A 16,923-nucleotide genomic window follows, 5' to 3' on the forward strand; every position below is an offset into this window, starting at 1 on the left:
TAATTATAGAATTTAAAAACACATTTACCATGAGAGGAAAAACCACATTTTCGTTATGGGGATTCATAATAATCGCCCTATTATTGGTTTTGTTTTCTGTTCAAAACGCGCAGGAAGTAGGCTTCCAGTTTATGGTCTGGAAAACCCACTTATCACTTTCAATCTTGCTGATTGTTGCTTTTTTGTTGGGCTTAATAGCAGGCGTCTTTTTTTCATACCGAAGAAATCGGAAGCATCTTAAAATGGAAAAAGAAAAAGATAAATCTGCACTGAAAACAAATCAAACAACAAAAGCTCAACCTACCGTCGCCAACGACCAAGACCTTTAGGATCGTAATCATTCTCTTTAGAAACTTGTTCTTTGATATGATCAAACAGCTATTATTATCACAGGCCTGTTTCGGGCCTGTTCCTTATTTTGTGCTCATCAGCAAAGCAGAAAAAGCCATTATAGAAAAACATTCCAATTATCAGCGACAAACCTATCGAAACCGATATAAAATACTGGGCGCCAATGGGCCATTAACATTGTCTATTCCGATAGAAAAAGGAAAGAACATCAAAACAAAAGATAAAGATGTAAAAATTGCCTATCACACCAATTGGCAAGCCAATCATTGGAAGTCGATCGTATCGGCCTACAACTCGTCCCCATTTTTTCAATTTTACCGGGACGACTTTGAACCCCTATTCTTTGATAAGCACACGTATTTACTGGATCTTAATCTCAAGATTACTCATTTAATTTGCCAGATACTGGATATTGACACTCCCATTGAAACCACTTCTCAATATGAAAAAGAACCAGGAAACAATATTCGAGATCTAAGGGAGGCTATTCATCCCAAAAAGCCTGTGGAAAAAGCAGCCCTGTTCGTTCCAACGATTCCTTATAAACAGGTTTTTGATGACCGCTTCGGTTTTGTCCCCAACCTCAGCATTTTAGATTTGCTATTCAACAAAGGCCCTGAAGCCGCCTTATTATTGAATGAAACGAGCATGATCAACTAAGGTGGCACAACAAGAATATATAGTACACAGGCAGAAGCCAGAAGGGAATTTTATTAAAATTCATTTTTTTCAGCATGGATATGAGAGATTGTCACAAAAGAAGAGGTATAAATCATGATCATGCGAGTTCCATCCGGCCATTAACTCAACTAAACTTTATACGGATGGCACTGTTATGCAATCGTTATTGATTTTCCCACATTCTCAACCCATCTCCAATTATGGTTTCATGATCAAAGGCCAGCGGCGGCAAACCATCAATGGGAAACCATGAAGCATCCTGTGCATCATCATCCCCCTGAACAGCGGCAGGATGTTCCAAGGAGGCAAGATAAGCAACGGTAATGGTATGATGGCGTGGATCACGAAACGGTTTGCCAAAAGCTCCTATCTGCCTTAAATTTACCCCTTTGAGACCGGTCTCCTCTTCCAACTCGCGATGCGCGGCGACTTCCAGATCTTCATCCTTATCCACAAAACCACCCGGCAAGGCCCACATATCTTTAAAGGGAGGATATCGTCGTTTAATAAGCAAAATTTTCAGATTTTCTCTTCGAGCACCTGCCAGTACTACAACATCTGCCGTTACGGCAGGTCGTGGATATTCGTAGCAAAACTTACCGGTTGTCATGTTTTCTTTGATTATATAAATACACATCCCCCCAAAAAGGAAGTTCAACGTTGCTCAGTAAATTCTTAGCACATCTTACCAGAAAGAAATTCCACTATCTTAAAAAGTGGTTTTCCTTTCGGCAACACTTTCGGTTTGAATAATGAAGGACTCCGAAAGACGATTTTTCTTCACACAAACAGCTGAAAGTGTTCACATATCAAGTATTATAAAACACGTTTAATAACCCTCAGATGGTGGGTATATTTTCTTAACTCCTTATTGTATATTCCCTGATGATCCAGAACATCAATTCTGACAGATCCGCTGGCATGCAGCAGTCGGCCTTGGCCCAAACAAATGCCCACGTGAATAATATCGCCGTTTTCGTTGTCGAAAAAAGCCAAGTCACCGGATTTTGCTTCTTCCACGTAACTGACAACTTGTCCCTTTTCTATCTGCTGCGAAGCATTCCTCGGCATCAAAACACCGGCTGTTTTATAGACCACCTGCACCATACCACTGCAGTCAATGCCATAGAAAGTTTTGCCACCCCACAAATAAGGTGCATTCAGGAAGCCTCGAGCCACTTCTTCCACATCCACCTTTTCATTGGCAACAATTCCCTGCCAGTAAAACTCCTTCTGCCCGATTTTAATGACGTTCCTATCCTCACCATTAAATACCACTTTGCTTCCGGCCGAAAGAAACTGAACGGTAGAATCAGCCTCTCTAACCACTTTCACAAAAGGTCTTTTTACAATAAAACCATCGGATTTTTCCCACAAATCCACATCCCTATCATCCAGAAGATCAATTAGTTTTTCATCAATCCAACCGGTATATCCGTCATAATTTAATTTTACAAGTGCCCATTTATCACGGCGCTCCAAAATCTCAAAGCTTTCACCAAACAGAATCTGCGTCTCCATTTGGGATGATTCCGACGGTTCAGTGCGAACTGGGATAAATCCATAAGTACAAATTGATTGTGGCATATAATACAATTTACAACACTAATAAATTATGCCTATACTAATCAAAAAGCAAACCAAAATCAGAGATAAGATTAAATTTCCCTACAATTAACACCAATGGATTATTTCACAGGGTTTAAGAGATTATAAAAATGGGAAGCAAAATCAATGACAGAATTTTCACCCTTTTTAAACCGCAAAGTTCCCCAAACGTCCAAAATCATAAAACAGGGAATCAACCCATTAAACCCGATTCCGGATCCCATCATTAACTTAGAGAGAAAATATAACGTTCATAAGTAGTATATTAGTGCTTTGAATTCTATTAAAAATACGTCCAAAATGAGCAATATAATTTCCACATTAAAAGTACATTCAGTTTCCATATATCGGATCGTGATGTTTCTGGCGGCAATTGTTATTGTTGTCTATATTCTTCCTCGCGAGGGTAAATTCCCTTATGAGTATTCAAAAGGAAAACCTTGGAAACATGAAATGATGATTGCTCCTTTTGACTTTCCCATTTATAAAAGTCAGCAGGAGTTACAAAAAGAACGTGACAGCTTAATGGCCAATTTTCGCCCCTACTTTGTTTTCGACACCCTGAAGAAATCAGACCAAATAGACCGCACCCTATTGGATGTGGAAAACAGGAGAAGTCAGCTCACTCAAAATTATCCTTTTTTGAATGAGCAGGCCAAAAGGAGCGATTCAACGCTATGGTTTGTTTTAAAAAACACATTGAGAAGCCAACTGGAAACGGTCTATTCCCGTGGTCTGGTGCAACTGCCCGATGCTTATGAAGATGTGGAAGGATCATTTGAGTTTATGATAGTAAAAAACAATTTTGCCGAACCTTCCGGATTAAGTGAATTTCACAACTATTTGAGCGCCTATCAGCAAATTTCCACCCAATTGGTCCAACAATTAAGCGAATCCTCCAACGTGGAACAAAGTCGCTTGGATAATCTTATATCCGACCTTCAGATCAATAAATACCTGACACCCAATGTCATTTTCGACAAAGGAAGAACCAGTCGTGAACAAGAAGCCATCATCAAAAACATCAGTTTAACCAGCGGGGTGGTATTATCCGGTCAAAAAATTGTGGATACCGGAGAAATAATAAATGAGAAAACGGTCAAAATATTGGATTCTCTTAAGAAAGAATATGAAGTTGCACTTGGCGGAGGAAGCGGTCATTACTTTATTTTGCTGGGACAAGCCCTATTATCCTTCCTGTTTTTTACCATGATTTATCTGTTTCTTTCATTCTTTAGGAGAGATGTATTTAACAACCTATCCTCAGTTATTTTCATCCTTTTAATGGTTATAAGTATTTTACTATTGGCCAGTCTTTCACGCCTTTTTGAATTTTTCCCGCTTTATATTATTCCTTTTGCCATTCTCCCCATTATTATCCGAACATTTTTTGATTCCCGTCTGGCCTTTTTCATGCATGTAATCACCATTTTAATGGCTGCTTTTTTTACACGCAACAGTTTTGAATTTGTATATATGCAAGTACCAATAGGTCTGGTTGCCATCTTCAGTTTGTTCAGAATGGTACGACGCGAACAGTTGGTCCGATCTTCCATATTTATAGTCCTTGCCTATTCTGCTTTTTACAGTGCTCTAGCTATTTTGCAGGAAGGAGACCTTCGGAATATTAACCTTTCTCTGTATGGCCAGTTTTTAATCAATGGCGGATTGATACTACTGGTTTACCCGCTTATTTACATATTTGAAAAGGTATTTGGATTTGTTTCGGATGTCACATTGGTTGAATTATCAGACACGAATCATCCGTTGCTGCGAAAACTGGCGGAAAAAGCTCCGGGATCCTTTCAACATTCACTTCAAGTGGGAAATCTGGCACAGGAAGCAGTTTACATAATTGGAGGCAATCCTCTTCTGGTGCGGGCAGGTGCCATGTACCATGACATAGGGAAAATTGTTTCCCCCATATTCTTCACCGAGAATCAAAATTCGGGATTCAATCCGCATACCAATCTAGACTTTGAAAAAAGTGCTCAGGCCATAATTCAGCACATTGAAAATGGGGTAAAAATAGCCCGCAAACATAAACTGCCGGAGCAGATTATTGACTTTATCAGAACTCATCAAGGGACCACCAAGGCACGGTTTTTCTATAATTCATACAAAAACGAACATCCCGGTATGGAACCCGATGAGACCAAGTTCACCTATCCCGGGCCGACACCCTTTACCAAAGAAACTGCTATATTAATGATGGCAGATGCTGTCGAGGCTGCCTCCCGAAGCCTAAAAACCTACTCCGACGAAGAAATTGATAAAGTGGTTGAAAATATCATCAATAATCAGATCGATGAAAATCAATTTGTCAATGCGCCGATTACTTTCAGGGAAATCACTCAGGTAAAAGAAGTTTTCAAACAAAAATTGAAAAATATCTATCACGCCCGAATTGAATATCCTGAATTAAAGAAACAAAAACAACAGTCGGTAGCCCCCAAGAAACAAACACCACCGGAAAAATCTGAAGAATAAAAAAAATAAATCGGACAATCCATTAAATGCAAAAAAGATCCGAAAACCTAACTCCCGGTTTTCGGATCTTTTTTATACAATTGATTCGATCATTAATCCTTTCTAAAATCGCTCATAGTCACCGTCTTCATCAGAAAATTTATTTCGGTCAAACTTGCTGCTATCCCAATGATCCTGAGTTTGGTCGGACGAATTATCTTTCCCGGACCATTTACTACTGCTTGGTTCCCCTTCCGAATTACCGAAACTACCAGAAGGACGATTTGCTTTTTTATTTTCTTCGGAAACACCGACGCTGTCGGCATCTTCAAACCTAAAAACTGAAATGGCTTTTTCAAGTCGCTCAGACAATTTATCAATTCTTTGCGCAGCAGAACTGATTTCTTCCGAATTAGCAGCATTTCGTTGGGTAACCTGATTCAGTTGTTGCAAGGCATTATTGATTTGCTCAACACCTGTTAGCTGCTCAAGAGAAGCCACCGAAATTTCTTGAATCAGGCCTGCCGTTTTTTCAATTTCCGGGGTTAATTCCAATAACATTTCGCGGGCATCTCTCGAAGAAGAAATGGTTTTAGATGAGACATTGTTAATTTCATTGGCAGCTTGCTGACTCCTTTCTGCCAATTTTCTAACTTCTGCAGCCACAACGGCAAATCCACGACCTTCAACACCTGCTCTGGCGGCTTCTACCGCCGCATTCAACGCCAAGATATTTGTTTGAAACGCAATATCACCAATCACAGATATCTTAGAAGTGATTTCCTCCAGATACTCGGCCGCTTTTTCCGAGATATTATTGCTTACACTCATATCTTTTGCGGCTTTTTGGGCTATACCTTCTGTTTGTTTGGCATTATCACTGTTCTGTTGAATGTTGGCATACATCTCTTCCATTGAAGAAGAAACCTCCTCTGCGGCGGAAGCTTGTTCACTGGCACCCTCCGCCAATTCAGATGATTCTTTCATCAAACTGGAGCTCGCATCAACCATCTCCTTGGCTCCTGCCCGAATATCTGCAATAACGGTTCTTAAATTTTTAACCATATTGTCCAGTGCAATGCTTAATCGCCCGACTTCATCCTTTCGTTGGGTATCAAAACGGACAGAAAGATTTCCCGAAGATACTTTTTCTGCCAACCCAATTCCTTCTAATATGGGGTTAGCAATCGATGCAGGAAGATAAATGGCCAGTGCCAGACCTAACAACAACAAAATGATAAGCGCAAAAATTATTAACCGCTGCACCTTGTCCACAATCCGAGCACTTTGATTTCCCATTTCCAAGATATCCCCCTGTCCCATGTCGGTAATAGAACGAACCTCCCACATGATGTGTTTGGCTTTTTCAAAACGTTGTACTTCTGCAATACGGGCTTTCTGATAGCTCTCAATAAAGGATTTTGCCACAGAATAAAAAGACTCAAGTGACTCTTTCAAAGATTGCGGCAGATAAATGGACGAAATTTTATTGGCATGGACGTTCAAATCCTCCAGTTCACTGTTTAAAGCAGTCGCTTCACGCCCAAAATCTTTAGCCTGAATCCTTCCCCAGATTCCCAAGGCTGTTCTTATCAGCCTCTGATAAGATAAATTTCCTCCATAATCTTCACCTGCCAAAACTAATGCTTCACCCGCCGCCCGTAATTGACTTCGATATTCTGATGCTTTGGATTGATAAGCTTTGTATTCGCCATATTTGGATGAATAATCTTCCAATGCCTCTTTCAACATTCCTAAATCTTCAATTCTTCCGGAATCCTCTTCAATCTCAATTAAACCACTAAGGGCTAACTCTATCTGATCATAGTACCGTTCAAAAACAACATCAAAGTAGGGAATAGACGAAAAATCAAATGAGCGGTTCATTTCTGTCAATTTTCGCCAATTTTGATCAATTAAACTCGTCTCGTTCACGGTGGGAATATACTTTTCCGACAGATCCTTCACCCCCTTTCCGACACCAATTAAATTGTATAGAGTAAAACCACCCATCATCAATGTGAGCAATAATACAGCTGCTAGACTCCCTCTAATTTTCGTGCTAATTTGCAGGTCTTTCCAATTCATAATATGTTCTTATATATTATATTACTATCAACGTATCTCAAATTTTCTTCAAGCAGAAGTAATTTAAAATGCGTTTCAAAAGTTTAAAAAAATATCATTCATTTCAAAACAAAGCGCTAAAAAAAACGTAATGTAGCTATCTTTGAATTGTTTTCATTAGCATATGATTTACTTAAAACATTGGTCTAATGGAACTCACATAACAATAGTTTTATACATGCCCATGTGTGGTCATTTAAATTGACCATGCTCGTTTCATTCGATAAAAATAAAATATATCACTAACCGAATGAAGTTTGGATGACAGTTCTAAATTATATTTTTTAAATGATAAAGCATGTCATGTCCATTTCAATTAGTATATTTCACAGTTGGTAAATAAAAAGTCTAAACAAGTTAGAACGATGAAAAGAATTACAACAATTACTTTTTTTGTCTTTATACTTATTGTTATCCTTTCTGGTTGCGAAAAAAAGGAACAAATAAAAATTGGATTTCTGTATAGTTCTGATGTAACCATCCGATTTAATAAAGAGAGCAAATTTTTTAAAGAACGCGCAGAAGCACTTGGAGCAGGTGTAATCGTAGACCATGCCAATGACAATGATGCACTCCAGTATGACAATGCGATCAAGATGATGGATCAGGGCATCGATCTTCTTGCACTTATTGCCGTAAATGTCAATACGGCCGAGAATATCGTCAAAGAAGCCAAAGCAAGAGATATTCCTGTATTGGCCTACAATCGGTTAATTTTAAATTGTGATCTGGATGTTTATATTTCCGGCAATAATGAGCAATTGGGAAAAGACATGGCCGGTTATGTGGTAAAACAAAGGCCTAAGGGGAATTATGTCATTCTTGGGGGAGACCGATTTGACCGAAATGCAGTTGAATTAATGGCATCAATTGATAAAACCCTAAAACCGCACATCGAATCAGGGAATATTAATGTATTGTATAAAACTTATATTGAGAATTGGAATCCTGATCATGCAGCATTTGAACTGGATCAACTTTTATCTTCTTATCCCCAATCCATTGATGCTGTTATTTCTTGTTTTGACGGAATGTCTGTCAGTTGTATTAATGTATTGAAAAAATATGGCCTGGATGGGCAAGTCATCATTACCGGACAGGATGCTCAACTCGAATCATGCAGAAAAATCATTGAAGGAACCCAGCATATTACCCTTTATCACCCCTTAAAAGAAATCGCCTATAAAGCTGCTGAAGTTGCCATCGATATCGTTAACGAAGAGAACCTGAATGAGAAATATGACATTGCTTACGTGAATAATGGTTACAAAGATGTCCCGACTGTTCAAATCAGTTCTATTCCAGTTACCCGGGAAAATATCGATGAAGTTTTAATTGAAAGCGGATTTTACAAACGATCTGAGATATATCAATAACCCAAAGACAAATTAAAGAATTGCACAATTTCACAACCCCTTATAGAGCGATCGGTAGTCAAGCTTATAAGGGGTTGTTGCCGAAATAGACAACAGCCATTCCGGCTTATCCTTCCTCCTCTCCACCCCTGTGGCTTCAACAATAGTTCCACTACACTTCAGAAACCAATTATTGTGCTTCAGCAATTGTTTTTATATCTTCAATCTCTGCAACCATATCTTTACGAATTGAAATCATTTTAATCTTCGGTCTAACAGAAAGATAAACTCAAAACAACCAAAAAGGATTTCCACACATTTTCAAAAGAATATTTAACGAAAACCAGGAGCGATTGGTTGGCTCGTGCAACTTTTAATTAGAGCAGAACAATGAACAGAATTATCATTTCATCCAAATTTTTACTGTTTTTTGTAATTCTCACAGTAACTGCCTGTTCAGGGAAGAGTTTAGAACAGCGATCTTCGGTACCGGTTGCAAAAACAGATCGAGTAACACACCACCACAATTTTTTGACCAAAAGTTATCCGGCACGAATAAAAACGTCTTCCGATATAAGGCTATCCTTCAGAGTTGCTGGCCCCATTATTAAAGTATTGGTAGATGAAGGTGATTTCGTCAAAAAAGGTGATTTGATTGCTCAACTGGATCCACGAGATTATGAACTACAACTAAAAGGAACAGAAGCAAAATATCAGGAAGTTAAAGCTGAAGTGGAAAGAATTACTGCGCTCTACAAAAAGGGAAAAGTCTCCGATAATGACTATGACAAAGCAGTCTCAGGCCTTAAACAAATCACGGCATTATATAAATCCCACAAGAATTCTCTAACCGACACGAAATTAACAGCTCCTTTTTCCGGTACCATTACGAAAGTATTCTTTGAAGAAGGGGAGACGGTTGATGCAGGCATGCCTATCGTTTCCCTATCAGATACCAAAAAGCTTGAAATAATTGTTCATCTGCCGGCCGAGGACTACCTAAAAAAAGAAAGTTTTATAACCTTTACCTGCCAAAACATCCACCATCCGGAACAAGAATGGCCTTTAACGCTAAAAGGGATGGTGGCTCAAAGCAATGTAAACGGTTTATATCCTGCTTACTTTCAATTATCTGAATCTTCTGATAAGAATTTGCTTCCCGGAATGAGTGTCAGGGTGATCATCCACTACAAATCGGATCAGGGAGATTACTTTTCAGTTCCATCAACTGCTGTGTTTAGAAAAAATGGGAAAGCACATATTTGGAAAGTGGATACCACCAATTATACGATCAAAGCTGTCCCGGTTAACATCCATCGAATTGATAACAAAGGAAATGCAATCATTAACTCTCCGCTAATTCCAAACGATATAATAGTAAGCAAAGGAGTTCATTCTCTGCGTGAAGGGGATAAAATTAGAGAGTTAAAACCTCCGTCCAAAAGTAATATTGGAAATTTATTATAAATAGTATTCAAAATAACATGGTCTAAGTTTTCATTCCTACTGTCCATGTCGGGAAAAATCTTACAAAAACTTTGATATGCTGCTTCACCCTGACAGAACTTCTCAACCCTAGGATTTATATACCGCTCAAAATTGAACATTAAACAATTAAAATTAACCAGCAATCAACCATGACGGAATTTGCTTTTAGACATAAAACCTTGTTTTATTTTTTCCTCATTGTACTTGCCATAGGTGGAATACTCTCCTTTCAATCGATGAGCAAACTGGAAGATCCTGAAATAAAAGTAAAGCAAGCACTGGTTGTAACAGTGTACCCCGGCGCCTCAGCACATGAGGTAGAAATGGAAGTAACCGATGTTCTGGAAAAAGCAATTGATACAATGGGGGACATAAAACAAATTGAGTCCCGATCCGAATCAGACTATTCAGAGATTACGGTTGAATTGGATCCGACTGTAAACCCTGATGAAATTGAACAGAAATGGGACATCCTTAGAAGAAAGGTTACCAAAGCCGTTTCCGACCTTCCATCAGGGGCACAAACACCCATTGTTGTAGATGATTTTGGTGATGTCTACGGTTTGTTTTATGCCTTAACCTCTGACGGTTTCTCTTACGAAGAGATGCACCAGTATGCCATGCTGGTAAAAAAAGAATTGGAGAATTTACCTGACGTCAAACGCGTTGAAATCTATGGGGATCGCCCACCACGCATTAATATCAAAATAAAGCAAGACAGGATGGCTAATTTGGGGATCCACCCAGTCGAAGTATTGAAAACGCTTAATGATCAAAATAAAGTAGTTTATGCCGGCTATTTTAATGCCGGTGATGAACGCATCAGAATAGACGTAAGCGAAGATTTCCATGATTTGGACGATATCCGCAATCTCATTATTCAAGGTCACGAAAACGATCAGGTAAAGCTTGGAGACATCGCCGAGGTGGAAAAAACTCTTGCTGCCCCCTATCGAGAAGCCATGCGTTTTAATACCCATACCGCTTTAGGTATTTCCATTGCCATGCAATCGGGGAAAAACATCATCGCACTGGGAAAAACAGTTGACGAAAAACTATCATATTTAAAAAATCAACGTATTCCCCAAGGCATCGATTTCAAAAAAGTATTTTTTCAACCCGAAAAAGTTGAAGCTGCTATTTCCACCTTCATGTTTAATTTGGCACAATCGGTAGCAATTGTTGTAATCATCCTTATGATCGCCATGGGCTGGAGAAGCGGCTACATCATTGGCTGTGTTCTGCTGCTCACCATCCTCGGCTCATTCGTGGTACTCAAACTTTTTAACGGCACCCTCCAGCGAGTTTCACTGGCATCCCTGATTGTTGCCATGGGAATGTTGGTCGACAATGCCATCGTTATTATTGATGGAATACTCATTGACTTGCAAAACGGCATAGAAAAGAAAAAAGCGCTGGTCAATACTGCCCGGAAAACGGCATGGCCATTGCTTGGTGCCACACTAATTGCCATATTTGCCTTTCTACCCATATTCCTCTCTCCCGACACTTCAGGCGAATACGTTCGAGACCTATTTATTGTGCTTGCTGTATCTTTGTTGTTGAGTTGGATTCTGGCTTTGACGCAGGCACCTCTAATGGCCAACAAACAATTCAACCACATCCAAAAATCAAGAGAAAACGATAAAAAACCTTACAGCGGGAAAATATATCTCCTTCATAGGAAATCATTAAGCTACCTTCTTTATCACAAGGCTTTAGCCATCATCATTGTATCTATATTAATGCTTGCTAGTGCCTTGTTATTCCCGCTTATACCTCAAACCTTTTTCCCTGATCTAAGCTACAACCAACTATATATTGAATACCAAATGCCAGCCGGAACACGAATTGAAACAGTAGATAAGGATTTGTCAAAAATAGAAAAGTATCTTCTCTCACAGCCCGAAATAATCAATGTTACTACCAGCATTGGGGGCACCCCTTCCCGCTACAACCTTGTTCGTTCCATCGCCGAGCCATCCATGAGCTACGGGGAACTCATCGTTGATTTCTCCGACGAAAAAAAACTAAAAGAAAAAATACCGGAAATACAATCGTACCTCACCAATCATTATCCACAGGCTTATGCGCGGGTAAAACGGTACAATCTGATGTATAAGAAATTTCCCATTGAGGTAATGTTTACAGGTCCTGATCCGGCAGTATTAAAAGACCTTTCTCTACAGGCAAAAACTATTATGGAAGAGGAGCCGAGCGCCGTTTTGGTTACCCACAACTGGGAACCTGCATCTAAAGTTTTGGTGGCACAATACCATCAGGAGATGGCACGAAGGGCTGGACTCTCTCGTCCAGACATTGCGTTGTCACTGCTGACGGCCACCGAAGGCCTTCCCATCGGCACTTTTTATGAAGGAACGCGTGCCATTCCCATATATGTAAAAAGTATCGGTAATAATGGAAAACAAGTAGACAATCTGGAAACAGCTCCGGCCTTTAGTACTCTTCCTTCCATGAGTAGTCTGGATCCAAAATCTATGAATGAAGTGTTTATGGGAATCACCTCATACCGGGATATCTTGGAGTCAACCTTTGGTGCAATTCCAATGAATCAGGCAGTAAAAAGCATTGATGTGGCATGGGAAGAGCCTGTCGTACGTCGATTCAACGGTCAAAGGGCTATCAAAGCCCAATGTAACCCAGCACCGGGACTCACCGCCGATGATGTCAGGAGTCGTATCAAAGACAAAATCGAGTCCATTCAACTGCCGGAAGGGTATAAGCTGGAGTGGCAGGGTGAATTCCAGGCCAGTTCCGAATCGCAACAATACCTATTCATGTATCTTCCCCTTGCCATCGTGCTGATGATTGCTGTGCTATTAGCCCTCTTTAACGATTACAAGAAACCCCTGATCATCATTCTCAGCCTGCCACTGGCTTTTATCGGAATTGTCATGGGAATGCTTCTGACAGGCAAAGAGTTTGGATTCGTCGCTATTGTGGGGGCCCTGGGACTTATGGGAATGATGATAAAAAACGGAGTGGTACTGCTGGACGAAGTAATGCTACAGCTCAATCAAAAAAAAGCACCTTTTATTGCTTTGATGGATGCTTCCACCTCCCGATTGCGACCTGTAATGATGGCTTCACTCACTACCATCATGGGGATGATACCTCTCATCAACGATGATATGTTTGGTTCAATGGCGGTCACCATGATGTCAGGGTTGTTAATTGGAAGCCTTATAACCCTCATGATGGTACCTGTTTTATACGCCATATTTTTCCATGTTATCCATCCTTTAAGTAAACAAGCAAGCAAACAAAAAAAAGGTTAAAACAATGAAGCAGGTCATACTATACTTTATACTATTTTCCGCCATTGTATCTGCCGGGGCACAGGTAACACTGAATCGTCAACAATGTCGTGAAATGGCTCTGGATTATTCAAAAACGATCCAATTATCCCAGAATCAATACAATCAAGCCAAATTGGTTCAAAAAATAGCAAAATCCGGTTTCTTCCCTAAAATTGAAGCATCGGGATCCTATTTTTACAAACCTGATGCCTTGGAATACTCATTGGATGGAGGTTACTTACCCACCTATCTGCCCGATTCCAATGGCGATGGAATACCTGATCCCAATATCGCGACCAATGTAGATGGGACCCCAATTATAGGGGTGGACAACAATCCCATATTTAATATGTATGCTTTCTTGCCCGATATAAATATCAATTTGGATATGAAAGGTATCTCAATGGCAGGGATTGAATTGCAGCAACCCATATATGCTGGGGGAAAAATTAGGGCTGCAAATAGAATGGCTAAAACAGGCATCAAAATAGCTGATTTACAAATTGAAAAAAACAGAGCAGAAGTTCTGGCACAGACCGATCAGGCATTCTTTCAACTGGTATCAATAAAAGCCAAAAAAAAATCAGCAATACGTTATAAAATACTGCTCGACTCTCTAGTTTCAGACCTTCAAGATGCAATGGATGAAGGCATGGCAACGAAAAACGATCTTCTTAAAGTGCTGGTAAAAAGAAATGAGGCTATTCTCATGGTTCAAAAAGCGCAAAACGGAGAGACCCTTGCCAAAATGAATCTTTGCAGAATCATTGGACTTCCTTTGAAAGCAGACATTGCGATTCCGAGAATCCAAACAGATTCACTTTCCAACTTGTTTTTACCCGACAAGGAAAATTTCGATCCCCATGAACGACCGGAACTTAAAATGCTTCATAAAACTATTGAGGTTAAAGAATTTGAAGCGAAAATGGCCCGAGCAGGGATGTTACCCCAACTAGGTATCTCTGCAGGTTATCACTATTTTTCAGGTCTTGAGTTTAATGGACAGGCCACTGATGAAATGTCATTCATTGCATTGGCATCTGTTAAAATACCCGTTTTCAAATGGTTTGAAGAAAGAAACAAACTATCAAAGGCAAAACTGGAACAGAAGGCTGTCCAACTGCAACTGGAAGAGGTCGAAAAACTTCTTCAATTAGAAATAGCACAAGCAAAGTTCAACCTAGAAGACGCCATTAAACGATGGGAACTAACCTCTTCTGCCTTAAAACAAGCTACAGAAAACTGGGAAACCAGTCATCAGCAATTTGAAGCAGGACTGGAACCCCTTGTCAATTTACTTGAAGCTCAAGCACAATGGCAGCAGGCACAAAGTGATCATATTGATGCCCAAACCGCTGTAAAACTGATGGAGACAGAATATTTAAAGGCGGTAGGGAAACTAAATTAACACGAATATGAAAACTAAAGACAATCATATGACAACCAACTCACCATCAAGATTAACCACTTAAACAGACCCTATTTCTATAATTTTTGCAAGTTGCCACCATCAAAACAGATTTTTACCTATTTTGAAGCCACAATTCACTTTTTCATTGAAGCCATCGAATTCATAAGATAACACCATTAAACCAAAGAATATTGACCTCACACGAACAACCAATAACCAAAAATGAACGGGAGCCCATTCCTGAAGAATTTAAAAAACCGGAAAAATCGATTATTGACAAAGGTTTCCGGCCTGCTCTATGGCGGTTCTTAATCATCTCCCTCATAGGATTCTTAGTTATCGCATTTGTATTTTTAATGTTTGGAGATAAAAAGCAGGATCCATTAAGGACCCCATTCCCATTCTTCTTATCGATTTTGGTATTTAATTTAGCCAGCGAAGGCAATATCGTTATCAATCGTTATCTGGATAAAAAAGCGCCATGGTTTTTCAGCATCTCGCGCCGGGCCAAAAGGCAATTAATTTTGAGCTTTATATGGACTTTCTGTCTGGTGATTTTCTCTTTTATAGTGCTACCCAATCATATCTATGAAGAACCTTTTTTCCGGCAATCTGCCCTTTTGACTATCATTTTTGGCTTTTTGTTTGTGTTGATTTTCAACAGTTCACTCTTCATTAAAAGTTTTCTCTTAAACTGGCGAAAATCTATTCTTGAAGTGGAAGCACTCAAACAATCTAAATTAAAATCGGATTACCGAGTTTTGCAAAACCAACTCAACCCGCACTTTCTTTTCAATAGTTTTAGCACCCTTATATCTGAGATACATTACAATCCAGCGCAAGCCATTGAATTCACACAAAAATTGGCCGAAGTATACCGTTATGTCCTGCAAAAAAGAAACGACATCACTGTACCGCTTCAGGAAGAGTTGCAGTTTTTATACGATTTTATATTCCTGCATAAAAAACGAATGGGTAATACACTTGTAGTTCGTACTGACATTCCCGAACATTATTTGGACTTCCATATTCCGCCACTCTCTCTTCAACTACTTTTGGAAAATGCGATAAAGCATAACCGAGCTTCAGAAAAAAGCCCTTTGACTATCCATATAGAAATCTCAAATGGCAAATGGTTAAAAACATGTAACAATCTTCAACCCAAAAGGTCGGTCTCGTCTACCGGAACAGGCTTAGACAATATTGCACAACGCTATAAATTGCTCACAGGAGAAGATATAATAGTCGAAAAAACGGAAAATCACTATTGCATTAAGCTGCCTCTGCTTTTTGATGCAGAATAAAAACCTACAATCATGAACATATTAATTGTTGAAGATGAAATACCCACCCGACGATTGCTGACGGATATGATTCGGGAATTACGGCCTCAGTGGAAACTGGCAGGAACGGCCGGAAGCATTGACGAAACCCTTGAATTCTTCAGCTTAAATCCGCAGCCCGACTTGGTTTTTATGGACATCCAACTTTCGGATGGTATTTGTTTCGATATTTTTAAACAGATTGATATAAAAAGTTTTGTCATTTTCACCACCGCATATGATGAATATGCCATACAGGCATTTAAAGTCAACAGCATTGATTATTTATTAAAGCCGGTGAATCTAAATAAACTGAAAGAAGCCATAAACAAATTTGAACGCATCCTAACTCAAGCACCCGCTCCCCCCATGCTAACCGATTATCAGACCATTGCCCGGCTCATCACCTCGGGCGGCAACAATTACCGGTCACGGTTAGTGGTTAATATTCGCGACGGATTTCAAAAAATTGATATTGACCAGGTGGCTTGGTTCAACAGCGCCAACAAAATCACTACAGCGTATACTTTTGATCGTCATAATCACATTGTTGACTTCACATTAGACAGGTTGGATAAGGAACTTAACCCCCGGTTCTTTTTCAGGGTTAACCGACAGTATATCCTAAACATTGAAGCCATTCATAAGGTGGAAAAATGGTTTAACGGAAAACTGGTAGTAAAAACCAAACCGGCCAGTCCGGAAAAGATCGTAGTAAGCCGCGAAAAAGCAAAAAGGTTTAAAGAATGGATTAACCAATAATAATCAACCCTACTCCAAAAAAAATGCAG

13 protein-coding genes are annotated in these 16,923 nt (G+C 39.6%); 9 read left to right on the top strand and 4 right to left on the bottom strand.

Annotated features, from left to right (window positions below; all coding sequences use genetic code 11):
• The first annotated feature begins 29 nt into the window (after positions 1–29).
• Both ACT29H_RS12540 and ACT29H_RS12545 read left to right on the top strand, forming a co-directional pair.
• The gene (locus ACT29H_RS12540) at positions 30–329 is read left to right on the top strand and encodes a LapA family protein (RefSeq protein ID WP_444821979.1); all 300 of its coding nucleotides are present in this window, start codon (positions 30–32) and stop codon (positions 327–329) included.
• A 37-nt stretch (positions 330–366) separates the two neighbouring features.
• Positions 367–1,011: a WbqC family protein gene (locus ACT29H_RS12545; protein ID WP_444821980.1), complete on the top strand. Its 645-nt coding sequence runs from the start codon at positions 367–369 to the stop codon at positions 1,009–1,011.
• Positions 1,012–1,195: 184 nt separating this feature from the next.
• On the opposite strand, the gene ACT29H_RS12550 is transcribed toward ACT29H_RS12545, so the two are convergent.
• Positions 1,196–1,642, bottom strand: a complete 447-nt coding sequence (locus ACT29H_RS12550; RefSeq protein WP_444821981.1) for an NUDIX domain-containing protein — start codon at positions 1,640–1,642, stop codon at positions 1,196–1,198.
• A gap of 206 nt (positions 1,643–1,848) precedes the next feature.
• Entirely contained in the window at positions 1,849–2,619 is a 771-nt protein-coding gene (locus ACT29H_RS12555; protein ID WP_444821982.1) for an NlpC/P60 family protein, read from the bottom strand.
• A 321-nt stretch (positions 2,620–2,940) separates the two neighbouring features.
• Between ACT29H_RS12555 and ACT29H_RS12560 the strand changes: the two genes are divergently transcribed.
• A complete protein-coding gene (locus ACT29H_RS12560) occupies positions 2,941–5,130 on the top strand; it encodes an HD family phosphohydrolase (protein ID WP_444821983.1) in 2,190 nt (729 codons plus the stop codon).
• A gap of 102 nt (positions 5,131–5,232) precedes the next feature.
• On the opposite strand, the gene ACT29H_RS12565 is transcribed toward ACT29H_RS12560, so the two are convergent.
• Positions 5,233–7,197: a methyl-accepting chemotaxis protein gene (locus tag ACT29H_RS12565; RefSeq protein ID WP_444821984.1), complete on the bottom strand. Its 1,965-nt coding sequence runs from the start codon at positions 7,195–7,197 to the stop codon at positions 5,233–5,235.
• 404 nt (positions 7,198–7,601) lie between these two features.
• On the opposite strand from ACT29H_RS12565, the gene ACT29H_RS12570 reads away from it, so the two are divergent.
• A complete protein-coding gene (locus tag ACT29H_RS12570) occupies positions 7,602–8,612 on the top strand; it encodes a substrate-binding domain-containing protein (RefSeq protein WP_444821985.1) in 1,011 nt (336 codons plus the stop codon).
• 30 nt (positions 8,613–8,642) lie between these two features.
• Here ACT29H_RS12570 and ACT29H_RS12575 read toward each other — a convergent pair whose 3' ends face one another.
• Positions 8,643–8,798, bottom strand: a complete 156-nt coding sequence (locus ACT29H_RS12575; RefSeq protein ID WP_444821986.1) for a hypothetical protein — start codon at positions 8,796–8,798, stop codon at positions 8,643–8,645.
• 183 nt (positions 8,799–8,981) lie between these two features.
• Between ACT29H_RS12575 and ACT29H_RS12580 the strand changes: the two genes are divergently transcribed.
• From ACT29H_RS12580 to ACT29H_RS12600, 5 genes are all read left to right on the top strand, one after another.
• A complete protein-coding gene (locus ACT29H_RS12580; protein ID WP_444821987.1) occupies positions 8,982–10,058 on the top strand; it encodes an efflux RND transporter periplasmic adaptor subunit in 1,077 nt (358 codons plus the stop codon).
• Between the two features lie 170 nt (positions 10,059–10,228).
• Entirely contained in the window at positions 10,229–13,378 is a 3,150-nt protein-coding gene (locus tag ACT29H_RS12585; protein WP_444821988.1) for an efflux RND transporter permease subunit, read from the top strand.
• A 4-nt stretch (positions 13,379–13,382) separates the two neighbouring features.
• Positions 13,383–14,807 carry a TolC family protein gene (locus tag ACT29H_RS12590; RefSeq protein WP_444821989.1) on the top strand — a complete coding sequence of 475 codons (1,425 nt, stop codon included), beginning with the start codon at positions 13,383–13,385 and terminating at the stop codon, positions 14,805–14,807.
• A gap of 194 nt (positions 14,808–15,001) precedes the next feature.
• Positions 15,002–16,114, top strand: a complete 1,113-nt coding sequence (locus ACT29H_RS12595; RefSeq protein WP_444821990.1) for a sensor histidine kinase — start codon at positions 15,002–15,004, stop codon at positions 16,112–16,114.
• 12 nt (positions 16,115–16,126) lie between these two features.
• Positions 16,127–16,894 (top strand): LytR/AlgR family response regulator transcription factor, encoded by a 768-nt coding sequence (locus ACT29H_RS12600; RefSeq protein WP_444821991.1) that lies wholly within the window; start codon positions 16,127–16,129, stop codon positions 16,892–16,894.
• Positions 16,895–16,923: the final 29 nt, after the last annotated feature.

The sequence above is a fragment of the Thermophagus sp. OGC60D27 genome, from assembly GCF_052400625.1.
GTDB lineage: Bacteria > Bacteroidota > Bacteroidia > Bacteroidales > Marinilabiliaceae > Thermophagus.